General features: G+C 74.0%; 14 protein-coding genes. 6 read left to right on the plus strand and 8 right to left on the minus strand.

The window, feature by feature from the left end; all coding sequences use genetic code 11:
- Positions 1 to 133 precede the first annotated feature (133 nt).
- From IE217_RS32980 to IE217_RS33005, 6 genes are all read left to right on the plus strand, one after another.
- On the plus strand, positions 134 to 3,028 hold the full coding sequence (locus tag IE217_RS32980) for an SCO5717 family growth-regulating ATPase (protein ID WP_190181628.1): 2,895 nt from the start codon (positions 134 to 136) through the stop codon (positions 3,026 to 3,028).
- 324 nt (positions 3,029 to 3,352) lie between these two features.
- Positions 3,353 to 5,239 (plus strand): ABC transporter substrate-binding protein, encoded by a 1,887-nt coding sequence (locus IE217_RS32985; protein ID WP_190181629.1) that lies wholly within the window; start codon positions 3,353 to 3,355, stop codon positions 5,237 to 5,239.
- Between the two features lie 32 nt (positions 5,240 to 5,271).
- On the plus strand, positions 5,272 to 6,351 hold the full coding sequence (locus IE217_RS32990; RefSeq protein WP_190181630.1) for an ABC transporter permease: 1,080 nt from the start codon (positions 5,272 to 5,274) through the stop codon (positions 6,349 to 6,351).
- Entirely contained in the window at positions 6,348 to 7,307 is a 960-nt protein-coding gene (locus IE217_RS32995) for an ABC transporter permease (RefSeq protein WP_190181631.1), read from the plus strand. Before IE217_RS32990 ends, IE217_RS32995 begins: the two co-directional genes overlap by 4 nt.
- Positions 7,304 to 8,329 (plus strand): ABC transporter ATP-binding protein, encoded by a 1,026-nt coding sequence (locus IE217_RS33000; RefSeq protein WP_190181632.1) that lies wholly within the window; start codon positions 7,304 to 7,306, stop codon positions 8,327 to 8,329. The genes IE217_RS32995 and IE217_RS33000 overlap by 4 nt, the downstream gene beginning before the upstream one ends.
- The gene (locus IE217_RS33005; protein WP_190181633.1) at positions 8,326 to 9,387 is read left to right on the plus strand and encodes an ABC transporter ATP-binding protein; all 1,062 of its coding nucleotides are present in this window, start codon (positions 8,326 to 8,328) and stop codon (positions 9,385 to 9,387) included. The genes IE217_RS33000 and IE217_RS33005 overlap by 4 nt, the downstream gene beginning before the upstream one ends.
- Before the next feature lie 26 nt (positions 9,388 to 9,413).
- Here the strand turns inward: IE217_RS33005 and IE217_RS33010 are convergent, their stop codons facing one another.
- The 8 genes from IE217_RS33010 to nusA form a co-directional block, all read right to left on the minus strand.
- On the minus strand, positions 9,414 to 10,385 hold the full coding sequence (locus IE217_RS33010; protein ID WP_190181634.1) for a bifunctional riboflavin kinase/FAD synthetase: 972 nt from the start codon (positions 10,383 to 10,385) through the stop codon (positions 9,414 to 9,416).
- A 180-nt stretch (positions 10,386 to 10,565) separates the two neighbouring features.
- Entirely contained in the window at positions 10,566 to 14,960 is a 4,395-nt protein-coding gene (locus IE217_RS33015) for a serine protease (protein WP_229865818.1), read from the minus strand.
- Between the two features lie 250 nt (positions 14,961 to 15,210).
- The gene (gene truB / locus IE217_RS33020; protein WP_190181635.1) at positions 15,211 to 16,116 is read right to left on the minus strand and encodes a tRNA pseudouridine(55) synthase TruB; all 906 of its coding nucleotides are present in this window, start codon (positions 16,114 to 16,116) and stop codon (positions 15,211 to 15,213) included.
- On the minus strand, positions 16,113 to 16,574 hold the full coding sequence (rbfA, locus tag IE217_RS33025; protein WP_190181636.1) for a 30S ribosome-binding factor RbfA: 462 nt from the start codon (positions 16,572 to 16,574) through the stop codon (positions 16,113 to 16,115). The genes truB and rbfA overlap by 4 nt, the downstream gene beginning before the upstream one ends.
- A 69-nt stretch (positions 16,575 to 16,643) precedes the next feature.
- Positions 16,644 to 16,937, minus strand: a complete 294-nt coding sequence (locus IE217_RS33030) for a DUF503 domain-containing protein (protein ID WP_190181637.1) — start codon at positions 16,935 to 16,937, stop codon at positions 16,644 to 16,646.
- A gap of 219 nt (positions 16,938 to 17,156) precedes the next feature.
- Positions 17,157 to 20,225, minus strand: coding sequence for a translation initiation factor IF-2 (gene infB, locus IE217_RS33035; RefSeq protein WP_190181638.1), 3,069 nt, complete (start codon positions 20,223 to 20,225; stop codon positions 17,157 to 17,159).
- Between the two features lie 150 nt (positions 20,226 to 20,375).
- On the minus strand, positions 20,376 to 20,672 hold the full coding sequence (locus tag IE217_RS33040) for a YlxR family protein (protein ID WP_190181639.1): 297 nt from the start codon (positions 20,670 to 20,672) through the stop codon (positions 20,376 to 20,378).
- Between the two features lie 100 nt (positions 20,673 to 20,772).
- Complete coding sequence (gene nusA / locus IE217_RS33045) at positions 20,773 to 21,771, minus strand: transcription termination factor NusA (RefSeq protein ID WP_190181640.1); 999 nt, start codon at positions 21,769 to 21,771, stop codon at positions 20,773 to 20,775.

Here is a 21,771-nt window from a genome sequence, read left to right on the forward strand (position 1 = left end):
CGGGCCTGCCGTGAGCATGCCCGTGGTGATTAGGCTGGGGCGGGGGGCGTCACGTCGGAACCCGCGGCCCCCTTACGAGTTGAACGGTCGCCCCAGCACGGCTTGAGGGTGCTCGACCACACCAGGAGGAACTGTGAACAGCGATCGGGACGGGATCCGCGGGGGCTGGGGGGCCACACCCGGCGATGACCAGTCCGACGCGGAGTCCGCCGTCGAGGCGACGGGCGAGTTCACCATCGACTACGCACCGCCCGCCTGGTACACGCAGAACGCCTCGGGTGCGGCCGGGGAGGCGGCCCCGGCACCTGCCGCCCCGGCACCTGCCGCCCCGGCACCTGCGGCCCCGGCCCCTGGGGCGCCGGCCACTCCTCCCCCGCCTCCGCAGCAGCCCGGCTGGACGCCCGCCGCGCCCACCGCGCCGCCGGCGGCGGAGGAAGCCTCGAACGGTGACCTGGTGAGCGGGGCGACCATGCGGATCTCCGCGGCCGCTCTGAAGCGCGAGTTCGCCGAGCGGGCCGGTGCCGATGCACCGGGGGCCGCTGGAAAGGGTGTTGGGGAGGGTTCTGGGACGGACGCGGGTGCGCGGTCCGGACCGGAGCCGGAAGCGGCGGTGACGGAATCGGAGGAGGCGGAGCCGGCTTCCGCGACTCCGGAGGCTGCGGTGACTGCGGAGGCTTCGGTGGCTCCGGAGGCTGCGGACGTCGACGACTCCGACGCGGGTGACGTCGACGGAGGGAAGGCGGAGGAGGCCGGGGACGCCGGTCCTGCCGAGGCCCCTGCGGACGACGTGGTGCGGGACTCCGAGGCCGGTGCCGACGAGGAGGTTCCGGCCGCCGGCGGCGACGGCAGCGGTGACGCGGACGGTGACGTGCAGGATGCCGTGTCCGCCGGTGACGACGCCGCTGAGAGCGCGGGTGAGGCACAGGACGCCGTCGTGGACGGCACCGACGTGCGGGACGCTCCGCCCGCGTGGGCCCCGCCGCCCGCGCCACAGGACGCAGTGCCGCCGCTGCCGCCGTCGTACCAGCCCGCGGCCCCGGCCCCGGCGGCCCAGTGGCCCGCGCAGCCCCAGCCCCCGGCGCAGGGCCAGCCTCAACCGCCGCACGAGCCGCAGGAACCGCAACCCGCGCCCGCGCCCGCGCCCGCCGCGTGGAACGCGCCGGCGCAGGCCCCGGTGCCGCCGCCCCAGCAGCCCCCGGCCCCCACTTCCCCGGTCCCGCCGTCCGGTTACGGCTTCCCACAGCCGGGCCCCGCGCCGGCGGCCCCGCAGCCGACGCCGCCCCACCCGGCACAGGGCGGCTACGGCTTCCCCCAGGCCGGCCCGGTACCAACGGTCCCGCAACCCACACCACAGCCGCAGCAGATGCCGCAGCCGCAGCCGCCCAACCCGGCACAAGGGGGCTACGGCTTCCCCCAGGCCGGCCCGGTACCAACGGTCCCGCAACCCACACCACAGCCGCAGCAGATGCCGCAGCCGCAGCCGCCCAACCCGGCACAAGGGGGCTACGGCTTCCCCCAGGCCGGCCCCGCGCCAACGGCCTCGCAACCCACACCACAGCCGCAGCCAATGCCGCAGCCGCAGCCGCAGCCGCCCAACCCGGCACAGGGGGGCTACGGCTTCCCCCAGCCTCCCGCGCAACCCGGCCAGCCGGTGCCTCCCGCGCAATTGCAGGCCCCAGCGGCGCAGCCCCCGGCTCAGCCCCAGCCGCCCCAGCCCCAGCCCCAGCAGCCCGTCGACCCACGGCTCGGGGCCGCCTGGCCGCAGCCCGTGCAGCACGACCAGCGGCAGCCCGTCAACCCCGGTGCCGCGCCGCTCGGTTACACGGCGGCCGTGGAGCTGTCCTCCGACCGGCTGCTCAACAACAAGCGCCAGAAGGCCCGTAGCGGACGGCCGGCCGCAGCCGGGTCCCGGTTCCGCATCGGGGCCAAGAAGGAGGAGGCCGAGCGGCAGCGGAAGTTGGAGCTGATCCGGACGCCGGTGCTCTCCTGCTACCGCATCGCGGTCATCAGTCTCAAGGGCGGTGTCGGCAAGACGACCACGACCACCGCGCTCGGCTCCACGCTCGCCAGCGAGCGGCAGGACAAGATCCTCGCCATCGATGCCAACCCGGACGCCGGCACGCTCGGCCGCCGGGTGCGGCGGGAGACCGGGGCCACCATCCGTGACCTCGTGCAGGCGATCCCGTACCTCAACTCCTACATGGACATCCGGCGGTTCACCTCGCAGGCGCCCTCCGGCCTGGAGATCATCGCCAACGACGTCGACCCGGCGGTGTCCACGACGTTCAACGACGAGGACTACCGGCGCGCGATAGACGTGCTGGGCAGGCAGTACCCCATCATCCTCACCGACTCCGGCACCGGTCTGCTCTACAGCGCCATGCGCGGTGTGCTGGACCTGGCCGACCAGCTCATCATCATCTCCACGCCCTCCGTGGACGGCGCGTCCAGCGCCAGTACGACCCTGGACTGGCTGTCCGCGCACGGGTACGCCGACCTGGTCGCCCGTTCCCTCACCGTCATCTCGGGTGTGCGCGAGACCGGCAAGATGATCAAGGTGGAGGACATCGTCTCCCACTTCGAGACCCGGTGCCGGGGCGTGGTCGTGGTGCCCTTCGACGAGCACCTGGCCGCCGGCGCCGAGGTGAACCTCGACATGATGCGGCCCAAGGTGCGTGAGGCGTACTTCAACCTGGCCGCGATGGTGGCCGAGGACTTCGTCCGGCACCAGCAGGCCCAGGGCCTGTGGACCTCCGACGGCAACCCCCCGCCGGTGGCGGCCCCACCGTTCCCGGGCCAGCCCTACCCAGGTCAGCCGCCCCAGCCCTACCCGGGCCAGTACGCAGCCCCGCAGCAGCCGCAACCACACCCCCACCCCCAGCCCCAAGCACACCCGCAGCCGCAGCAACACCCCCATGTGCAGCCCCAGTCACAGCCGCACCCGCAGCAACACCCCCAGCCGCCCTACCCCCCGCAGTACCCCCAGACCCCTCCCCCGCCGCCCCCTCCGCCGCCCTCCCAGCAGTGACCGGTCACTCCTGACCCGCCCCCGAAGGCCCGCGCCGTCCGTACGGCGCGGGCCTTCGCGTGTTCGCAGCCAGAACCGTTGGGAATCCGCCGCCACGCCCTCACCAGGAGGGCGTCAGTGGTCTCCACCAATGAGTGCAGCAGAGCGACGAATTCGTTATTTCCGCAGGCCACATGGGGTTTGACGCACCGTTGACGGGCGCAGACTGCCGCTGATAGACACTCACTTCATTCCGCCGGCGTCACACGATCAAGCCCGTTCAAGCCTGCCACGCGCGGGGGCGCAAACCGTCCCACGCGTGCGATGACGCGAGGTCACCGAGCCATGAAGAGACATGATCAGCACGGCAGAGGACGTAATGGCCCACACCTGAGGAGGTTCCGGCTCCTCGGCGCCGCGGTTGCCGCCGCCCTCCTCCTCACGGCCGGCCTCGCGACCCCGATGACCCCGGGCACGCCGCAGGCACACGCGGCCGAGGCCCACGACAAGGACGGCGGCGGCAAGAAGGTGCTCACGGTCGCCGTCGCGCAGAGCGTGGACTCGCTGAGCCCGTTCCTCGCGGTGCGGCTGCTCAGCACGAGCATCAACCGGCTGATGTACGAGTACCTCACCGACTACGACCCCAAGGACGCCCACGCCGTACCGAGCCTGGCCACCAAGTGGGAGCCGTCGCCGGACAAGCTGACGTGGACGTACACGATCCGCGGCGACTCCAAGTGGTCGGACGGGCAGCAGGCCACCGCCGAGGACGCGGCGTGGACGTTCAACAAGATGATGACCGACCAGGGCGCCGCCACCGCCAACGGCTCCTTCGTCGGCAACTTCGCCCAGGTGACCGCGCCCAGCCCCACCAAGCTGGTGATCCGGCTGAAGAAGCCGCAGGCCACCATGACGGCGCTGGACGTGCCGATCGTGCCCAAGCACATCTGGGAGAAGGTGAAGGACTTCTCGAAGTTCAACAACGACAAGACCTTCCCCATCGTCGGCAACGGGCCGTTCGTCCTGACCGACTACAAGCCGGACAGCTATGTGCGCCTGAAGGCCAACAAGGACTTCTGGCGCGGCGCGCCGAAGTTCGACGAGCTGCTGTTCCGCTACTACAAGGATCAGGACGCGGCCGTGGCCGCCCTGCGCAAGGGCGAGGTGTCCTTCGTGGCGGGCTCGCCGTCCCTGACGCCCGCGCAGGCCGCCTCCCTCAAGGGCGACAGGAACATCCACGTCAACGACGCCCCGGGCCGCCGCTTCTACGCCCTGGCCACCAACCCGGGCGCGCAGGCGAAGAACGGCGAGAAGTTCGGTGACGGCGACCCGTCCCTGCTCGACGAGCGGGTGCGGCACGCGCTGTTCATGGCGGTCGACCGCAAGGCGATCGTCGACAAGGTGTTCCAGGGCCACGCGGTCGAGGGCCAGGGCTACATCCCGCCCCGCTTCTCCTCGTACTTCTGGAAGCCCTCGGCCGGCCAGGAGCTGGCGTACGACCCGGTGAAGGCGGGGCAGCTCCTCGACCAGGCGGGCTACAGGAAGAACGCCGACGGCAAGCGGGCCGGCAAGGACGGCAAGCCGCTGAACTACCGCGTGCTGTGCCACGCCACCGACCCGAACGACAAGGCGGTCGGCAAGTACCTCCAGGAGTGGTGGGGCAGGCTCGGCATCGGTATCACGCTCGACTGCCTGGACAACGTGACCGACCCGTGGCTCGCGGGCAAGTACGACCTGGCGTTCGACGGCTGGTCGGTCAACCCCGACCCGGACTTCGTGCTCTCGATCCACACCTGCGCGGCCCGTCCGGCGACGCCCAAGGACACCGGCGCGACCGACGACTTCATCTGCGACAAGACCTACGACGAGCTCTACGCCCAGCAGCTCGCCGAGTACGACCCGGCCAAACGGGCGGACATCGTCAAGCGGATGGAGTCGCGGCTGTACGACCTCGGGTACATGAACGTCATGGCGTATCCGAACGCCGTCGAGGCCTACCGCACCGACCAGATCAAGTCGATCACGACGATGCCGTCCAAGGCGGGCAACATCTACGGCCAGGACGGCTACTGGAGCTGGTGGTCGGCGGTCCCGGCCGACTCGGGTGACTCCTCGGGGAGTTCGGTCTCCACGGGCGTGGTCGTCGGCATCGCCGCGGGCGTCGTCGTCCTGGTCGGCCTCGGAGTGCTCTTCGCGATGCGCCGCCGGGCCACCGCCGAGGACCGTGAGTAGGGCAGGCGCGACCATGAGCGAGGCAGGCGGACATGACCGCTGAAGCGACACCCTCGCTGGTCGAGGACCCGGGCGCCTTCGGTGCGGCCGGGTCCGGGCCGGCGGGGGCCGGGCGTGCGCCCCGTGCGCGCACCACCGCGGCGTACCTGCGGTACGTGGCGGGGAAGCTGGCGGGCGCGGCGGTCTCGCTGCTCGCCGTCCTGGTCACCAGTTTCTTCCTCTTCCGGCTGATCCCGGGCGACCCGGTGAAGTTCATGACCGGCGGCCGCCCGGTGTCGGCGGCGCAGATCACCGCCTACCGGCGGGAGTTCGGGCTCGACCTGCCGCTGTGGCACCAGTTCACGCAGTACTGCGGCAAGGCGCTGACCGGGGACCTGGGCACCTCGTACCAGTTCCACGTGCCCGTCGTCGACAAGATCACCGAGGCGCTGCCGAACACCCTGCTGCTCACCGGCACGGCCTTCGTCCTCTACACGGCCCTCGGGATCTTCCTCGGCACGCGCTCCGCGTGGCGGCACGGCGGGCTCGGCGACCGTCTCAACACCGGTCTGGCGCTGACCCTTTACTCGATCCCCTCCTTCTGGCTGGGGCTGCTGCTCATCATCGTGCTGTCGGTCGGCGCGGGCCCGGTCCCGGGGCTGTTCCCCACCGGCGGCATGGAGTCGGGCGGCAAGGAGGGCTTCGCGTACGCCGTCGACGTCGCCCACCACCTGGTGCTGCCGGTGGTGACGCTGGTGGCGGTGGAGTACGGCCAGACGCTGCTGGTCACCCGGTCGGCGCTGCTGGACGAGATGGGCGGCGACTATCTGACGACCGCGCGGGCCAAGGGACTTCGCGACGACCTCGTACGGCGGCGGCACGCCGTGCCGAACGCGCTGCTGCCGACCGTGACGCTGGTCTTCGTCAACCTCGGCCGGACGGTGGCCGGGGTCATCCTCGTCGAGACGGTCTTCTCCTGGCCGGGGCTCGGCGGGCTGTTCTACCAGGCGCTGAGCGTGCCCGATCTGCCGCTGGTGCAGGGGCTGTTCTTCGTCTTCGCCTCGGCGGTGATCGTGATGAACACCCTCGCCGACCTCCTGTATCCGCTGCTCGACCCGAGGGTGGGCCGATGACGACCCCGAGCACCGAGTCCCCGGAGACCGCCCCGGCCGCCGAGAACACCGGGGCCGCGGCGGTACCCGGTCCGCGCGCGACGGCGTGGCGGCGGCGCCGGGCCTCGGCCGCGCGCTTCTGGCGGGAGTACCGCCGGCACCGGGCCGGTGTCCTGGGCCTGGCCGCGCTGCTGCTGTTCGCGCTCGTCGCGCTGACCGCGCCGCTGACCGTGGGCTCGGACGTGGCGAGCGTGACGGACGCGCCGGGCCGGCCGCTGCAGAGCCCGAGCGCTCAGTTCCCGCTGGGAACCGACCAGTTCGGGCGGAGCCTGCTCGCCCTGGTGATCTGGGGTTCGCGCGTCTCGCTGCTCGTCGGGCTGCTCGCGGCGGTGCTGTCGGTGGCGATCGGCGCGCTCATCGGCATCACCGCCGGGCACTTCCGCGGCTGGTACGCGACTGTGATGATGCGGGTCACCGACTGGTTCCTGGTGATGCCGACGCTGGTGCTGGCCATCGCGCTGGCCACCGTGATGTCCCGCTCGCTCGGCACGATCGTGCTGGCCATCGGCGTGACCACCTGGCCGACGACCGCCCGGCTGGTGCGCGCGCAGACGCTGGCGGTGGAGTCACGGCCGTACATCGAACGCGCCAGGGCGCTCGGTGGCGGCCACTGGCACGTCATGTCCCGGCACGTGCTGCCCAATGTGATGCCGCTGGTGCTCGCGCAGACCACGCTGATCATCTCCTCCGCGATCCTCGCCGAGGCGACGCTCGCCTTCCTCGGGCTCGGGGACCCCACGGTCGTCTCCTGGGGCGGGCTGCTCCAGGACGCGCGGGAGGCGGGAGCGGTCAGCTCCGGCGACTGGTGGTACCTGGTGCCGCCGGGCATCGCCATCGCCGTGGTGGCGCTGGCGTTCACGCTGTGCGGCCGCGCGGTGGAGGCCGTCCTCAACCCCAGGCTGGGGGTGTCGCGTTGAGCCTGCTCGAGGTGCGCGAGCTGGAGGTCGCCTACCCCGGCGGCGCGGCCGCCGTGCGCGGGGTGGACCTGAGCCTCGCCGCGGGCGAGAAGCTGGGCATCGCCGGTGAGTCCGGCTGCGGCAAGTCCACGCTGGCGCTGGCCCTGCTGCGGCTGCTGCCGGCCGGGACCCGGACCGGCGGGCGGATCCTGCTGGACGGCGAGGACGTGCTCACGATGAAGTGGGGCCGGGTGCGCGCGGTGCGCTGGGCGGGGGCGTCGATCGTCTTCCAGGGCGCGATGCACTCCCTCAACGCGGTGCACCGCGTCGGCGACCAGATCGCCGAGCCGATCCTGCTGCACCACAAGGCGACCCCGGCGGGCGCGCGGAAGCGGACCGGCGAGCTGCTGGAGCAGGTGGGTCTGCCGGCCGCGCGGGCGGACGCCTACCCGCACGAGCTGTCCGGCGGGCAGCGCCAGCGCGTGATGATCGCCATGGCGCTGGCCTGCGATCCGCGGCTGATCGTCGCCGACGAGCCGACCACCGCCCTCGACGTGATGATCCAGGCGCAGATCCTGCGGCTGATCGAGGAGCTCGTGAGCGAGCAGGAGACCGGCCTGATCATGATCAGTCACGACCTCGCCGTCCTCGCCGACACCTGCGACCGGCTGGCGGTGATGTACGCGGGCCGGATCGTCGAGGAGGGCCCCGCCCGCCAGGTCTACGACGACGCCCGGCACCCCTACGGCCGGGCCCTGTCGGAGGCGTTCCCGCGCATCGGCGACCCGGCGTCGCGGTTCGCGCCGCACGGGCTGCCCGGCGATCCACCGGACCCGGCCGCGGTGCCGTCCGGCTGCGCCTTCCACCCACGCTGCCCGGTGGCCCTGGACGTCTGCGCGACGCGGGACCAGCCGCTGCGCGCGGCGGGGCCGGAGCGCCGGGCGGCGTGCGTGCACGTGGAGGGGGCGGGATTCGGCGGGACCCCGGCCGCGGGCGCCGGCGCCCGGGCCCCGGACGCCGAAGCGAGGAGCAGCACCCCATGACGAACCCGACGACTGACCCCACAACGCACCCCAGGACGACGACCACCGCCACGCCGCCGCTGCTGCGCGCCGAGGGACTGCGCGTCACGTTCCCGGGACGGCACGGGGATCCCCCCGCGCGGGCCGTGGACGGGGTGGACCTCGACATCGGGCCGGGCGAGATCGTGGCACTGGTCGGCGAGTCGGGCTGCGGCAAGACGACGCTGGCGCGCGCCCTGCTGGGCCTGGTCCCGCCGACCGCGGGCCGGATCGCCTTCGACGGCGCCCCGCTCGGCCGCTCCACCCGCGCGCTCAGGGCGTACCGCAAGCGGGCGCAGCTCGTCCTCCAGGACCCGAGCGGCTCGCTGAACCCCCGGCACACGGTGTACGACGCCGTCGCCGAGGGGCTGCGCATCCACGGTCACGGCGGTGACGAGCGGGCCGCGGTCGCCGAGGCCCTGGCCCGGGCGGGGCTGCGGCCGCCCGAGCGCTTCTTCCCGCGCTACCCGCACGAGCTGTCCGGCGGCCAGCGCCAGCGCGTGGTCATCGCGGGCGCGCTCGTCCTCGGGCCCGAACTCCTCGTCGCCGACGAGCCGGTGGCCTCGCTCGACGCGTCGGTGCGCGGCGAGATCCTCGCGCTGCTGCTGCGGCTGCGCACCGAACTCGGCCTGGCCGCGCTGGTGGTGACGCACGACCTGGGCCTGGCGTGGAACATCGCCGACCGGGTGGCGGTGATGTACCTCGGGCGGATCGTGGAGACCGGCGAGGTGGAGCAGGTCCTCACCGCGCCCCGGCACCCTTACACGCAGGCGCTGTTGTCCGTGCTGCCCGAGGCGACGGGCGCGCCGGTCGTCCTCGCCGGCGAGCCGCCGGACCCCTCCCGCATCCCTTCCGGCTGCCGCTTCCACGCCCGCTGTCAGATCCTCGCGTCCGGCGAGGCCGAGCGGGCGGGTGTCGCCGACGCCTGCCGTACCCGGGACCTGGAGATCCTCGGCGGAACGTCCGCGTCCCAGGTCGCCTGCCACTGGGCGCGGGCCCGCGCGGACGCCGCGAAGACGGAGGCGTCCGGGGCCGGGTGAGGGGCGGGCCGGGCGGGGCGCGGGGGTCAGCGGGTCTCGGCCGTCGCGCTCTTCGCGTCGGCGGTGATGATCCCGCGGCACTTCCTGACGTCCTCGGCCATCGTCTCCAGGAGCGCGTCGAGCGAGTCGAACCTGGCCTGGCCGCGCACGAAGGCGAGGAAGTCGACGCCGACGTGCAGGCCGTACAGGTCCAGGCCGACGCGGTCGATGGCGTAGGCCTCCACCGTGCGCTCGGTGCCGTCGAACTGCGGGTTGGTGCCCACCGAGATCGCGGCCGGCATCACCTCGCCCTGCGCGTGCAGATAGCCGGCGTAGACGCCGTCGGCGGGGATCGCGGTGTGCGGCAGGGTCTCGACGTTGGCCGTGGGGAAGCCGAGCTCGCGGCCGCGCTGGGCCCCGCGGACCACCACGCCCTCGACGCGGTGCGGGCGGCCCAGGATCTCCCGGGCGCCCTCGACGTCGCCCTCGGCGACCAGGCGCCGGGTGAGTGTGGAGGAGAAGGGCTCGCCGCCGCCGGCCTCACCGGTGACGTACAGGTCGACGACCTCGACCTCGAAGTCGTAGGTCTTGCCCTGCTCGGCGAGGAAGTCGACGTTGCCGGCGGCCTTGTGGCCGAAGCGGAAGTTCGGGCCCTCCACGACCGCCTTGGCGTGCAGCTTGTCGACGAGGACCTTGACGACGAAGTCGGCCGGGGACAGCTTCGAGAACTCGGTGGTGAACGGCAGGATCAGCACCGCGTCCACGCCCAGCCCGGCCATCAGCTCGGCGCGGCGGTGGTGGGGGGCCAGCAGCGGCGGGTGGCTGCCGGGCCGCACGACCTCGCTGGGGTGCGGGTCGAAGGTGACGACGACGGACGGGACGCCGAGGTCGCGGGCGCGGTTCACGGCGTGCTCGATGATCAGCTGGTGCCCGCGGTGCACCCCGTCGTAGGAGCCGATGGTGACGACGCTGCGTCCCCAGTCCTCGGGGATGTCCTCCAAGCCACGCCAGCGCTGCACTGTGACCGCTCCTCGTCGAACCCGTGTCCGTGTGTGTCGTTCTCGTTGTCGTTGCCTTGCCGCAGGTCTAAGGGTGCCATGCCGCGCGCGCCCGGCCCGCATCGGCATGGTGCCTGTGATCCGGCGCACTCCCGCCGCGCGGCCCGGCCCGTACGGCCGTACAGGGGCGCGTACGCCGGCTCACACGGGGACGCGTACGCCCGCCAGGTTCTCCAGCATGCGGCGGGCGCTGGGGCCCACGACGGCCGCCCAGTCCTGCGGGGACTCGGCCAGCCAGCCAGCCGTGCGCGCGGCGAAGCCGGGGACGTGCCGGCCCAGCTCGACCAGGCCCCGGTCGAAGACGGCCGCGCCCTGCGGGGTGCGGACCAGGAGGAGGCCGACGCGGTGGACGAGGTCGCGCAGGTCCTCCTCGGCGCCGGCCGCCGCGCCGCGCAGCACCGCGTCCAGTACGGCCGGGTCGTCCTCGTGGGCCAGCAGGTAGTCGAGGAGTTCGCGCCGCAGCGGCCGGGAGGCGGGCGCGCCGGGCCCGGCGAGCACCGCGCCGAGCGCCGCCCGCAGCGGCTCCGGACCACCGTCCAGAAGGCCGGTGACCAGCGGGAACAGTACCGTCCGTGCGGCGGTATCGTGCTCCAGCCTCCGCCCGACGTACGCCGCCACCGCCCCCGCCGTCTCCGGCCGGCGCACCACCGCCTCGCGCAGCGGGGCGGCGACCCGGCGGGCGAGCACGGGCGTGGTGACGGCGGCGAGGGCGCCGAGTGCCTCACCCGCGTCGCCTCCCCGGCCCAGCCGCTCACCGAACGCGGTGAGCACCGCCTCCGGATGCGTGGCGAGCGCCGGGGCCAGGGCGGCCGACGGCAGATAGGGGTCGCCCTGCGCGAAGTGCCGCAGCGCCTGCGGCAGATGGTGGGCGCGGGCCTCGGGATCCCGCAGGAGCAGGGCGAGCGCGCCGCCGTGCAGGGCGGCGTCGGCGGGGCGGGCGAGCAGGGTGAGCGCCGCCTGGCGCAGCAGCATCCGGTCGGCCTCGGCGCGGGCGTGGGGCGCCGTGCGCAGGGCGTGGGTGACGGCGGCGGCCCGCCGGTCGGGGCGTTCGTCGTGGGCCCAGCGGTCGACGGCCCGGCACAGGGCGGACGGCTCCTCCTCGGCGAGCACGGCGAGCAGTTCGTCGGCGCGGGGGTGCGCGCGGTCGAGGAGGGTCTCGGTGAGGTCGTCCAGGGCGCGGTGGCGGTGGGTGTGGAGCAGGGCCTGCGCGGCGGTGGCCACGGTGGCGTGCGGCGCGGCGGGCAGCGGCCGCTCGTCGTCGAACCAGCGGGTGAGGTGCGGCAGTACGGCGGCGGGGTCGGCGGCGAGGAGCTGGGCCGCGGCGTCGAGGTAACGGGGTGAGTGAGGGGCGGGGGGCGGGGCGCCGGGCGCCGCCGGTGCTGCGGCGGTGGAGGAGGACGGCGGGGCGGGGTCGGCGAGGAGGAGGCGGCGGAGCAGGTCGCAGCGGTCGGCGGCCGTCAGGTGCAGCGCGGTCCAGAAGCCGGGTCCGAAACCGTCCGGCACGGGCAGCCCGCACTCCTTCCAGGCCACGATGCGCTCGGCGAGCAGCCGCAGCACGCCCGCGTACGGTGTCGCGTCCGGCACGCGCAGCAGTACGGCGGCGAGCAGCCGCGAGGCCCACCAGGAGTGCGGGTCGCTGTCCAGCGCGCACACCAACTCCTCCAGCCGTACGGCCAGTCGGCGTGTGCCGTGCTGGCGGGCGAGGAGGAGCAGGGCCTGCACGACCGGTCCGATGCGGTGGTGCGGGACGGGCAGCGGGCGGTCCGGCTCGCCGGGGACGCGGCGGCGGTGGACCAGGACGCGCAGGGCCTCGTCCAGGTCGAGGTGGATGCCCTGGATCCAGTCGGCGAGTTCCTCGTGCGCGAAGCGGTAGCCGCCGCCGGCCGGGACGAGCAGGCCCTCGGTGAGGACGGCGGACGCCCAGCCGGTGCCGCCGCCGAGGCGGGCGGGGGCGGGCCCCCACGGGAATAGCTCCTCGAAGGCCGCGCGGTCGAGTTCGCCCCCGCCGGGGCTCAGGCTGCGGCGGGCGGCCTCGTGGACCTGGCCGCTCACCTTCGCGGCCAGCCGCCGTACCGCCGTGCCGCGCAGGCCGTTCTCGGCGGCGAGGCGGACCGCGACGCGCAGGCACATGAGGTCGAGGTGGGCGGCGAGCACGTCGTCGCGGTCGAGGACGGGCAGCCCGGCGGGGTCGGGCAGGGCCGCGCGCACCTCCGCCAGGAGGCGGAGGGTGAGCGGGTGGCGGGCGTCGGCCTCGACCAGTACGCCGTCCGGGACGCCGAACGCCGAACGCGCCTCGCGGGCCTCCCGCGGGGTGAGGTCGCCGAGGCGCAGGCACGGCGGGACGTGGTGGCCCCGGGCGCCGCTCGCGGGTGCGGTCGCGGCCGGGGTGTGCAGGAGGCCGGAGGGGAAGCGGGCGCCCGCCTCCTCCCAGTACTCCTCGCGGCAGGCGACCACCAGTCGTGTGCCCGTGCTCCGCAGCCAGCGCGCGGTCCCCTCGGTCCAGTCGGCCAGGCGGTGGGCCAGGTCCGGGGGCATCTCCTCGGGGCCGTCGAGCAGCAGCAGGAGGGGGCGGCCGTGGGCGCGGGCGAGGCGGGCGACGCGCTCCGGGGTGAGGTCGCCGAGCTCGGTGGACAGGGGCGCGCGGGACGCCGCGACGATCCGGGCGGCGCGGTCCAGCGCCCGGCCCACCGCGTCCGCGACGCAGGCGTCGCCGCCGTCCAGGTCGGCGCCGCGCAGCCACAGGGTGGGCGCGGGAGCGTCCCCGCGGGCCCGCCGGGCGGCCAGGGCGGCGAGCTCGGTCGTACGGCCGCTGCCCGGCGCTCCGACGACTCCGAGCACCAGGGCCGGACCGTGCTCGAACTCGGCCAAGTCCCTTGCGGGGGCCGACCGTTCGACGGAGGTCAGGGTGAGGCCGGACGGGCAGGACGGGGGCGTCGCGTGTGTGGCCGGGGTGGTGGCGGCCGCCGGGGCGTGTTCCGCCCGCCTCGCCCACTGCGGGGCCGGCCACCGGGAGGGGGCCGGGGAGTCCGGGGTGAAGGCTCCTTCGCCGTGCACGGTCGGGCGGCCGGCGAGCAGGCCGGTCAGGGGGTGGGAGGGGTGCGGCGGCAGGGCGCCGGGGGGACCGTCCTGGGCGAGGGAGGTGGCGGTGAGTTCGAGTACGGCGGCCAGATTGAGGTCGGCGCCGTAGGCGGGCACGGTGGCCGCGTTACGCGCGAGCACCGCGGCGAGGGCGGCCCGGCCAACGGAGTCGTCCTCGGCGGGGGCAACCCCGCCGGGGGTGGCCCCGCCGGGGGTGACGCCCGCGTAGGTGACCCCCGCGGGGACGTCACCGGCGGAAACGCCCCGCGCGGAGACGTCACCGGCGGGACCGCGCCACGCGGAGGCCCCGGCAGAGGCGTCACCCGGGGAGGCGCCCCCCGCAGAAGCACCCCACCCGCAGGCGCCCCCCGCGGAGACATCACGGGCAGAAGCACCCCACGCGGAGGCGGTCCCGGCAGAGGCGTCCCCCGGGGAGGTGACCCACGCGGAGGCACCCCCCGCAGAAACATCACCGGCAGAAGCACCCCACCTACAGTCACCCCCCGCAGAGACGTCACCGGCAGAAGCACCCCCGGCGGGGATGACGCCGAGGGAGTGCGGAGGCAGCGGTACCGCGAAGCCGGCGTCGCGGTGGCCGGACTGGAGCGCGGTGCCGAGGACGGCGACCACCGCACCGGTCGTCCCGTCGAGCACCGGTCCCCCGGCCGCACCGCCGCCCGGCCGCAGCGCGTCGCGGCCGGCCGTGCCGATGGCCAGTTCCAGCGCGTTCCCGACCAGGTGGAAGCGGTCCGTGGCGGTGTACGTCACCGAGGCGGCGCCGAGTACGCGCGCCTCACGCCAGCCGCCGGCGGCGATACGGACGTACGTCCCCGTCTCCACGCCGTCCCGCACGGTGATGGGCAGGGGCTCGGCGTCCAGGCCCTCGGTGCGCACCAGGGCCAGGTCGAGTCCGGGCAGCGGCGTCACCGCGCCGTCGGTCACCAGGCAGGAGCGCTCCTCGCCGCCGGGCAGGTGCAGCACGAGGCGGGAGAGGCCGTCGACGGCCTCGTGACTGGTGATCACCGTGCCGTCGTGGTCGGCGGCGAAGCCGAGACCGCGCGGCCGCCCGGCGAGGTCCCGCACGCACACGAGGGACCGGTCCAGCACCCGGTCCCGGGCCTCGGCGGCGACCCGCCAAGGGGCCTCGGCGACCGGCTCCGCCTCACCACCGCGCCCCGCCTGCCCTGCCCGCCCCGCCAGCCCGGCACGCGCGGCCTGCGCCGGACGCGCGGAGCGCGCACCCCGAGCCGTCCGCAGCGCGTGCCGACCGGTGGCGGGGCCGGCGGCCGGGAGTGCGGCGGAGCCGCCGCCGGGGGCGGTGGCGCCCGGGAGCGCGTCCGGCGCGGTGGCGGGGGCGGGGGTGGCGTGCGGGTCCGGGCGGACGGGCGTACCGGGGTCCGTGCCGCCTCGCCCGGGGCCGGCGGAGTTCCCGGTTGCTCGCGGGGGCCGTTCCGCCATGCTTGAACCTCCGCGCCGTACTGCCGTTCCTCGTCCCGACGGTAGGCGGCGGATGATCAGCGGGGAAGATCGCGCGGCGAACGCGCCCCCCTGCACTCCCTCCGTTCACTCCGAGCGCCCGCACGGTCGGGTGAATAGGCGGGAGCCGGTGGATACACCCTAGGGGTGGGGGAACCGAGGGGGGACCGTGGAGCGGCGGCTGTGGAGGACCCCGTGTCCGTGTCCGCCGCTCCACGGGCAGGTGCGGTGCTCAGCCGAAGACGGCCACGCTCTTGGCCTTGCCCCGGTGCTCCTCGACCAGGGCCAGGAAGCGCCCCTCGGGGTCGAAGACCGCGACGGGACCGGCGCCCGCGTACTCCTCGGGCATCTCCAGCCGTACGCCGTTGGTCAGCAGCCGGGCGCGGCGGGCGTCGACGTCCCAGCGGGGGAACGCGGCGGAGGCGGCCTGAGCGATCGGCATCACGGTCAGCTCCTTCTGGAGCTGGTCCAGCGTCCTGGCCCCGTCGAGCTTGTACGGGCCGACCCGGGTGCGGCGCAGCGCCGTGAGGTGACCGCCCACGCCGAGGTCGGCGCCCAGGTCGCGCGCCAGGGCGCGGATGTAGGTGCCGGAGGAGCACGCCACCGAGACGACCAGGTCGAGCACGGGGGTGCCGTCGTCGGCGACGGCCTCGCGGATGTCGTGGACCGCGAAGGACGACACGGTGACCGGCCGGGCCGGGATCTCGAACTCCTCGCCCTCGCGGGCGCGCTTGTAGGACCGTACGCCGTTGATCTTGATGGCGCTGACCTTGGACGGCACCTGCATGATGTCGCCGGTCAGCTTGGCGATGGCGGCGTCGACGGCGTCCCGGGTGACCCTGGAGGCGTCGGTGGAGGAGGTGATCTCGCCCTCGGCGTCGTCGGTGAGCGTGGTCTGGCCCAGCCGGACGGTGCCGAGGTACTCCTTCTCGGTCAGCGCGAGGTGGCCGAGGAGCTTGGTGGCCTTCTCGACGCCCAGGACGAGGACGCCGGTCGCCATGGGGTCGAGGGTGCCGGCGTGGCCGACGCGGCGTGTCCTCGCGATGCCGCGCATCTTGGCCACGACGTCGTGCGAAGTGAAGCCCGACGGCTTGTCGACGATGACGAGGCCGTCGGGCGGGGTGGGCTTGCTGGTCATTCGGCGGTGTCGTCCGTCTCGTCGGCCTCGTCCTCGGCATCCGGCTTGCGGTACGGGTCCGCGCCGCCGGCGTACGAGGCGCCCGCGGACGCCTCCCGCACCTTGGCGTCGGACTGGCGCGCCTTGTCGAGGAGGTCCTCGATGGTCCGGGCGGTGTCGGGCAGGGCGTCCGCCACGAAGGTGAGGGTGGGCGTGAACTTCACGCCAGCCGCACGCCCGACCTCGGAGCGCAGGATGCCCTTGGCGCTCTCCAGGCCGGCGGCCGCGGCGTTCCGCTCCTCCTCGTCGCCGTAGACCGTGTAGAAGACGGTCGCCTCCCGCAGGTCGCCCGTGACCCGGGTGTCCGTGATGGTGACGTGGGAACCGAGCCGCGGGTCCTTGATCCCGCGCTGCAGCTTCTGGGCCACCACCTCTCGGATGAGGTCCGCCAGCCTTTTCGCCCGCGCGTTGTCGGCCACTGGTCCGTCTCCCGTTCTGTTCTTCTGGGGGGTTGCTTCTGTCTTGCCGGCTGTCTGGGTGCCCGCCGTCTAGTCGTCCTCGCCGTGGAAACGGCGTCTGACGGACAGCAGCTCCACCTCGGGGCGGCCGGCGACCAGTCGCTCGCAGCGGTCCAGCACGTCGCTCAGGTGCGCCGCGTCGCCGGAGACCGCGGCGAGGCCGATCAGGGCCCGTCGGTGGAGGTTCATGTGGTCCACCTCCGCCGCGCTCACCGCGTACGTGCGCTGGAGCTCGGCGACTATCGGGCGGACGACGGAACGCTTCTCCTTCAGCGAGTGGACGTCGCCGAGGAGGAGGTCGAAGGACAGAGTCCCCACGTACATGTGTGTGCCGGGTTGCCCGCCGGTGCGGGGTCGATGGTCCTGCCCTTCGGTGCGGGCAGGGACATCAAGAACGGTACCGCGATCCTGCCGGAGGCTCGACGGGGTTTCGGGTGCGAGGGCTTCGCCCCGGCCCCGCCCGCAAGGGCCCCGTGGGTGCACGGCCGCAGCGGCCACCGGCCGGCGGAACGAGTTCCGCCGGCCGGTGGTGCCTCGGTGCCGTTACGCCCGCGGCTTCTCGCGGAGCTCGTACGTCGCGATGACGTCGTCGACCTTGATGTCGTTGAAGTTGCCGAGGTTGATACCGCCCTCGAACCCTTCGCGGATCTCGGTGACGTCGTCCTTGAAGCGACGCAGGCCCTCGATCGTGAGGTTCTCCGCGACGACCTTGCCGTCGCGCAGCAGGCGCGCCTTGGCGTTCCTGCGGACCTCGCCGGAGCGGATGAGAACACCCGCGATGTTGCCCAGCTTGGACGACTTGAAGACCTCGCGGATCTCCGCCGTACCGAGCTCGACCTCCTCGAACTCCGGCTTGAGCATGCCCTTGAGGGCCGCCTCGATCTCCTCGATCGCCTGGTAGATGACCGAGTAGTACCGGACGTCCACGCCCTCGCGCTCCGCCATCTGCTGGGCACGTCCGGCGGCGCGGACGTTGAAGCCGATGACGATGGCGTCGGAGCCCATGGCCAGGTCGATGTCGGACTCCGTGACCGCACCGACGCCGCGGTGCAGGACGCGGATGTCGACCTCTTCGCCGACGTCCAGCTGGAGCAGGGAGGACTCCAGCGCCTCGACCGAACCAGAAGCGTCACCCTTGATGATCAGGTTCAGCTGCTGGACCTCGCCGGCCTTCAGCACCTTGTCCAGGTCCTCCAGCGACACGCGGCGCGTGCGCTTGGCGAACGCGGCGTTGCGCTCGCGGGCGGCGCGCTTCTCCGCGATCTGGCGGGCCGTACGGTCCTCCTCGACCACGAGGAAGTTGTCACCCGCACCCGGGACGTTGGTCAGGCCCAGGACCTGGACCGGCGTCGACGGGCCGGCCTCGGCGACGTTGTTGCCGTTGTCGTCGAGCATGGCGCGGACGCGCCCGTAGGCGTCGCCGACGACCATGGTGTCGCCCACGCGGAGCGTGCCTCGCTGGACGAGGACCGTGGACACGGCGCCACGGCCGCGGTCCAGGCGGGACTCGATCGCGATGCCCTGTGCGTCCTGGTTGGGGTTCGCACGCAGGTCGAGCGCCGCGTCCGCGGTGAGGATGACCGCCTCGAGGAGGCTGTCGATGTGCAGACCCTGCTTGGCGGAGATGTCGACGAACATGGTGTCGCCGCCGTACTCCTCGGCCACCAGGCCGTACTCGGTCAGCTGACCGCGCACCTTGGTCGGGTCGGCGCCCTCGACGTCGATCTTGTTGACCGCGACCACGATCGGCACGTCGGCCGCCTTGGCGTGGTTCAGCGCCTCGACCGTCTGCGGCATGACGCCGTCGTTGGCCGCGACGACGAGGATCGCGATGTCCGTCGACTTCGCACCGCGGGCACGCATGGCGGTGAACGCCTCGTGACCCGGGGTGTCGATGAAGGTGATGGCGCGGTCGTCGCCGTTGACCTCGGTCGTGACCTGGTAGGCACCGATGTGCTGGGTGATGCCGCCGGCCTCGCCCGCGATGACGTTGGTCTTGCGGATGGCGTCGAGCAGCCGGGTCTTGCCGTGGTCGACGTGACCCATGACGGTGACGACCGGCGGGCGGACCACCAGGTCCTCCTCGTCGCCCTCGTCCTCGCCGAACTCGATGTCGAAGGACTCGAGCAGCTCGCGGTCCTCCTCCTCCGGGCTGACGATCTGAACCGTGTAGTTCATCTCGCCGGCGAGGAGCTGCAGCGTCTCGTCGGAGACGGACTGCGTGGCCGTGACCATCTCGCCCAGGTTCATCATGACCGCGACGAGGGAGGCCGGGTTGGCGTTGATCTTCTCCGCGAAGTCCGTGAGCGACGCGCCGCGGGAGAGACGGATGGTCTCGCCGTTGCCGCGCGGCAGCATCACGCCGCCGACGCTCGGGGCCTGCATGGCCTCGTACTCCTGACGGCGCTGCCGCTTCGACTTGCGGCCACGCCGCGCGGGACCACCCGGACGGCCGAAGGCGCCCTGCGTGCCACCGCGGCCACCGGGACCGCCGGGACGGCCGCCGAAGCCGGGACGGCCACCGCCGCCGCCGAAGCCACCGCCGGGACCGCCGCCACCGGGACGGCCGGCGAAACCGCCGCCGCCACCCGGACGACCGCCGCCACCGCCACCGCCGGGACGGCCGGCGAAGCCGCCGCCGCCACCGGGACGGCCGGCGCCGCCGGGACGACCCGCACCGCCCGGACCGCGGCCGCCGGGGCCGGGACGCGGGCCGGCAGCGGGACGCTGCGGCATCATGCCGGGGTTCGGACGCGGGCCGGCCGGGCCGGGACGCGGACCGCCCTGCGGACGGGGCATCGAACCCGGGGTCGGGCGGGCGCCGCCCGGAGCCTGGGGACGCGGACCGCCGCCCTGGCCGCCGGGGCCCTGCGGACGCGGACCGGCGCCGGGGGCACCGGGACCGCCGGGACGGGAGCCCTGCGGACGGGGCGCCTGCGGGCGCGCCATGCCGGTGGAGCCACCGGAGGTGAACGGGTTGTTGCCCGGACGCGGACCGGCCGGACGGGCGCCCGGACGGGCGGCCTGGCCACCGGGGCGCGGGGCGCCCTGGCCCGGACGGGCCTGGCCCTGGCCACCACCGGGACGGCTGCCACCGGGCTTGGGGGCACCGGGACGCGCGCCGGGGCGCGGACCCTGGCCGGCCGCCGGGGACGGAGCCGGGGCGGACGGCGGAGCGGTGAACTCCGGGGTGGTGGGCGCGGCCGGGGCCGGACGCGGCGCGGGCTTGGGGCCCGGCACCGGACGCGGGCCGGCGGCCGGCGCGGTGGGAGCCGCGGCCTGCTGGGCCGCGGCGGCGGGCCTGGGCGCGGCCGGCGGCCTGGGGGCAGCCGGACGCTCTCCCGGCGCCTTGGCGGCGCGGGAGGGACCCTGGCCCTGCGCCGGCGACGGCGCGGCGGGCCTGGGGGCGGCCTTCTTCGGGGCACCCGGCTTGGCGGACCTGCCGCTGCCGTTGCCCTGCTGGAAGGCGTCAGTCAGTTTGCGTACTACGGGCGCCTCGATCGTCGAGGATGCCGATCGGACGAATTCACCGAGTTCCTGGAGCTTGGCCATGACGACCTTGCTCTCCACACCGAACTCCTTGGCGAGTTCGTATACCCGGACCTTAGCCACTTCGCTCCTTTGAGGTCCGGGTTGCGGCCGGACCGTCGCTAGTTCATGGGCGTACTCATCGCGTACTCATCGAGTGCTCATCGCAATCTCGACCTGCTTTCGACTCGCGAGGTACCAGGCCGCACGGGGTTTCCGCGCGACACGTCTTCCTTACCGTGTTGCCTGCTCGGCAACTGTTGTCCGCTCGACGTACTGGCGCAACGCCTTTGTGTCGAGCGCTCCCGGGGCGCGCAACGCCCGCGTGAACGCCCGGCGGCGCACCGCCTGGTCGAGACAGACCAGGGCGGGGTGTACGTACGCACCCCGGCCGGGCAGCGTACCGCGAGGATCAGGGACGCACGCGTCCTTGATCGCCACGATCCGCAGCAGATCCGTCTTGGCCGCTCGCTCCCGGCACCCCACACAGGTGCGTTCAGGGCATGCGCGGGCCTGCGTCCGGCCAGACACCCTTAAGTCTACCTCCCCGTACGCACCTCACCCCTTTGGGGCAGGATTCGAACAGTTGCCGCGCAAAGCTGTCGTGATCTCAGCGGTGCGCGGCCTGGATCTATTCCCCCGCGCCGGCGGCGGCCTGCTCGGTGTCCGGGCGGATGTCGATGCGCCAGCCGGTGAGCCGGGCGGCGAGGCGGGCGTTCTGGCCCTCCTTGCCGATGGCGAGGGACAGCTGGTAGTCGGGAACGGTCACGCGGGCCGAACGGGTGGCCATGTCCACCACCTCGACCTTGGAGACGCGGGCCGGCGAGAGCGCGTTGGCCACCATCTCGGCCGGGTCGTCCGACCAGTCGACGATGTCGATCTTCTCGCCGTTCAGCTCGCCCATGACGTTGCGCACCCGGCCGCCCATGGGGCCGATGCAGGCGCCCTTGGCGTTCAGGCCCGAACGGGTGGAACGCACGGCGATCTTGGTGCGGTGACCGGCCTCGCGGGCGATGGCGGCGATCTCCACGGACCCGTCCGCGATCTCCGGGACCTCCAGCGCGAACAGCTTCTTCACCAGGTTGGGGTGGGTGCGCGACAGGGTCACGGACGGACCGCGTACGCCCTTCGCCACCCTGACGACGTACGACCGCAGCCGCATGCCGTGCGGGTAGGTCTCCCCCGGCACCTGCTCCTGCACCGGCAGGATGGCCTCGAGCCTGCCGATGTCGACGAGCACGTTCTTCGGGTCGCGGCCCTGCTGGACGACGCCGGTGACGATGTCGCCCTCGCGGCCGGCGTACTCGCCGAGCGTCGCGTCGTCCTCGGCGTCGCGCAGCCGCTGCAGGATGACCTGCTTGGCGGTGGTGGCGGCGATGCGGCCGAAGCCGGAGGGGGTGTCGTCGAACTCGCGGGGCTCCTGGCCCTCCTCGAGGTCCTCGGGGTCCTCCTTCGCCCACACGGTCACGTGCCCGGTCTCCCGGTTGAGCTCCACGCGCGCGTGGCGGCGGCTTCCCTCGGTGCGGTGGTAGGCGATGAGGAGGGCCGACTCGATCGCCTCGACCAGCAGGTCGAAGGAGATCTCCTTCTCCCGGACCAGACCCCGCAGGGCGCTCATGTCGATGTCCAC

It is taken from the genome of Streptomyces naganishii JCM 4654 (assembly GCF_014650575.1).
GTDB lineage: Bacteria > Actinomycetota > Actinomycetes > Streptomycetales > Streptomycetaceae > Streptomyces > Streptomyces naganishii.

Excerpts from the sequence above, each read along its gene's own strand:
- truB (WP_190181635.1), bottom strand. The coding sequence starts at position 16,116 with ATGACCAGCAAGCCCACCCCGCCCGACGGCCTCGTCATCGTCGACAAG.
- IE217_RS33015 (WP_229865818.1), bottom strand. The coding sequence starts at position 14,960 with ATGGCGGAACGGCCCCCGCGAGCAACCGGGAACTCCGCCGGCCCCGGG.
- IE217_RS32985 (WP_190181629.1), top strand. The coding sequence starts at position 3,353 with ATGAAGAGACATGATCAGCACGGCAGAGGACGTAATGGCCCACACCTG.
- IE217_RS32990 (WP_190181630.1), top strand. The coding sequence starts at position 5,272 with ATGACCGCTGAAGCGACACCCTCGCTGGTCGAGGACCCGGGCGCCTTC.
- IE217_RS33030 (WP_190181637.1), bottom strand. The coding sequence starts at position 16,937 with ATGTACGTGGGGACTCTGTCCTTCGACCTCCTCCTCGGCGACGTCCAC.
- IE217_RS33005 (WP_190181633.1), top strand. The coding sequence starts at position 8,326 with ATGACGAACCCGACGACTGACCCCACAACGCACCCCAGGACGACGACC.
- IE217_RS32995 (WP_190181631.1), top strand. The coding sequence starts at position 6,348 with ATGACGACCCCGAGCACCGAGTCCCCGGAGACCGCCCCGGCCGCCGAG.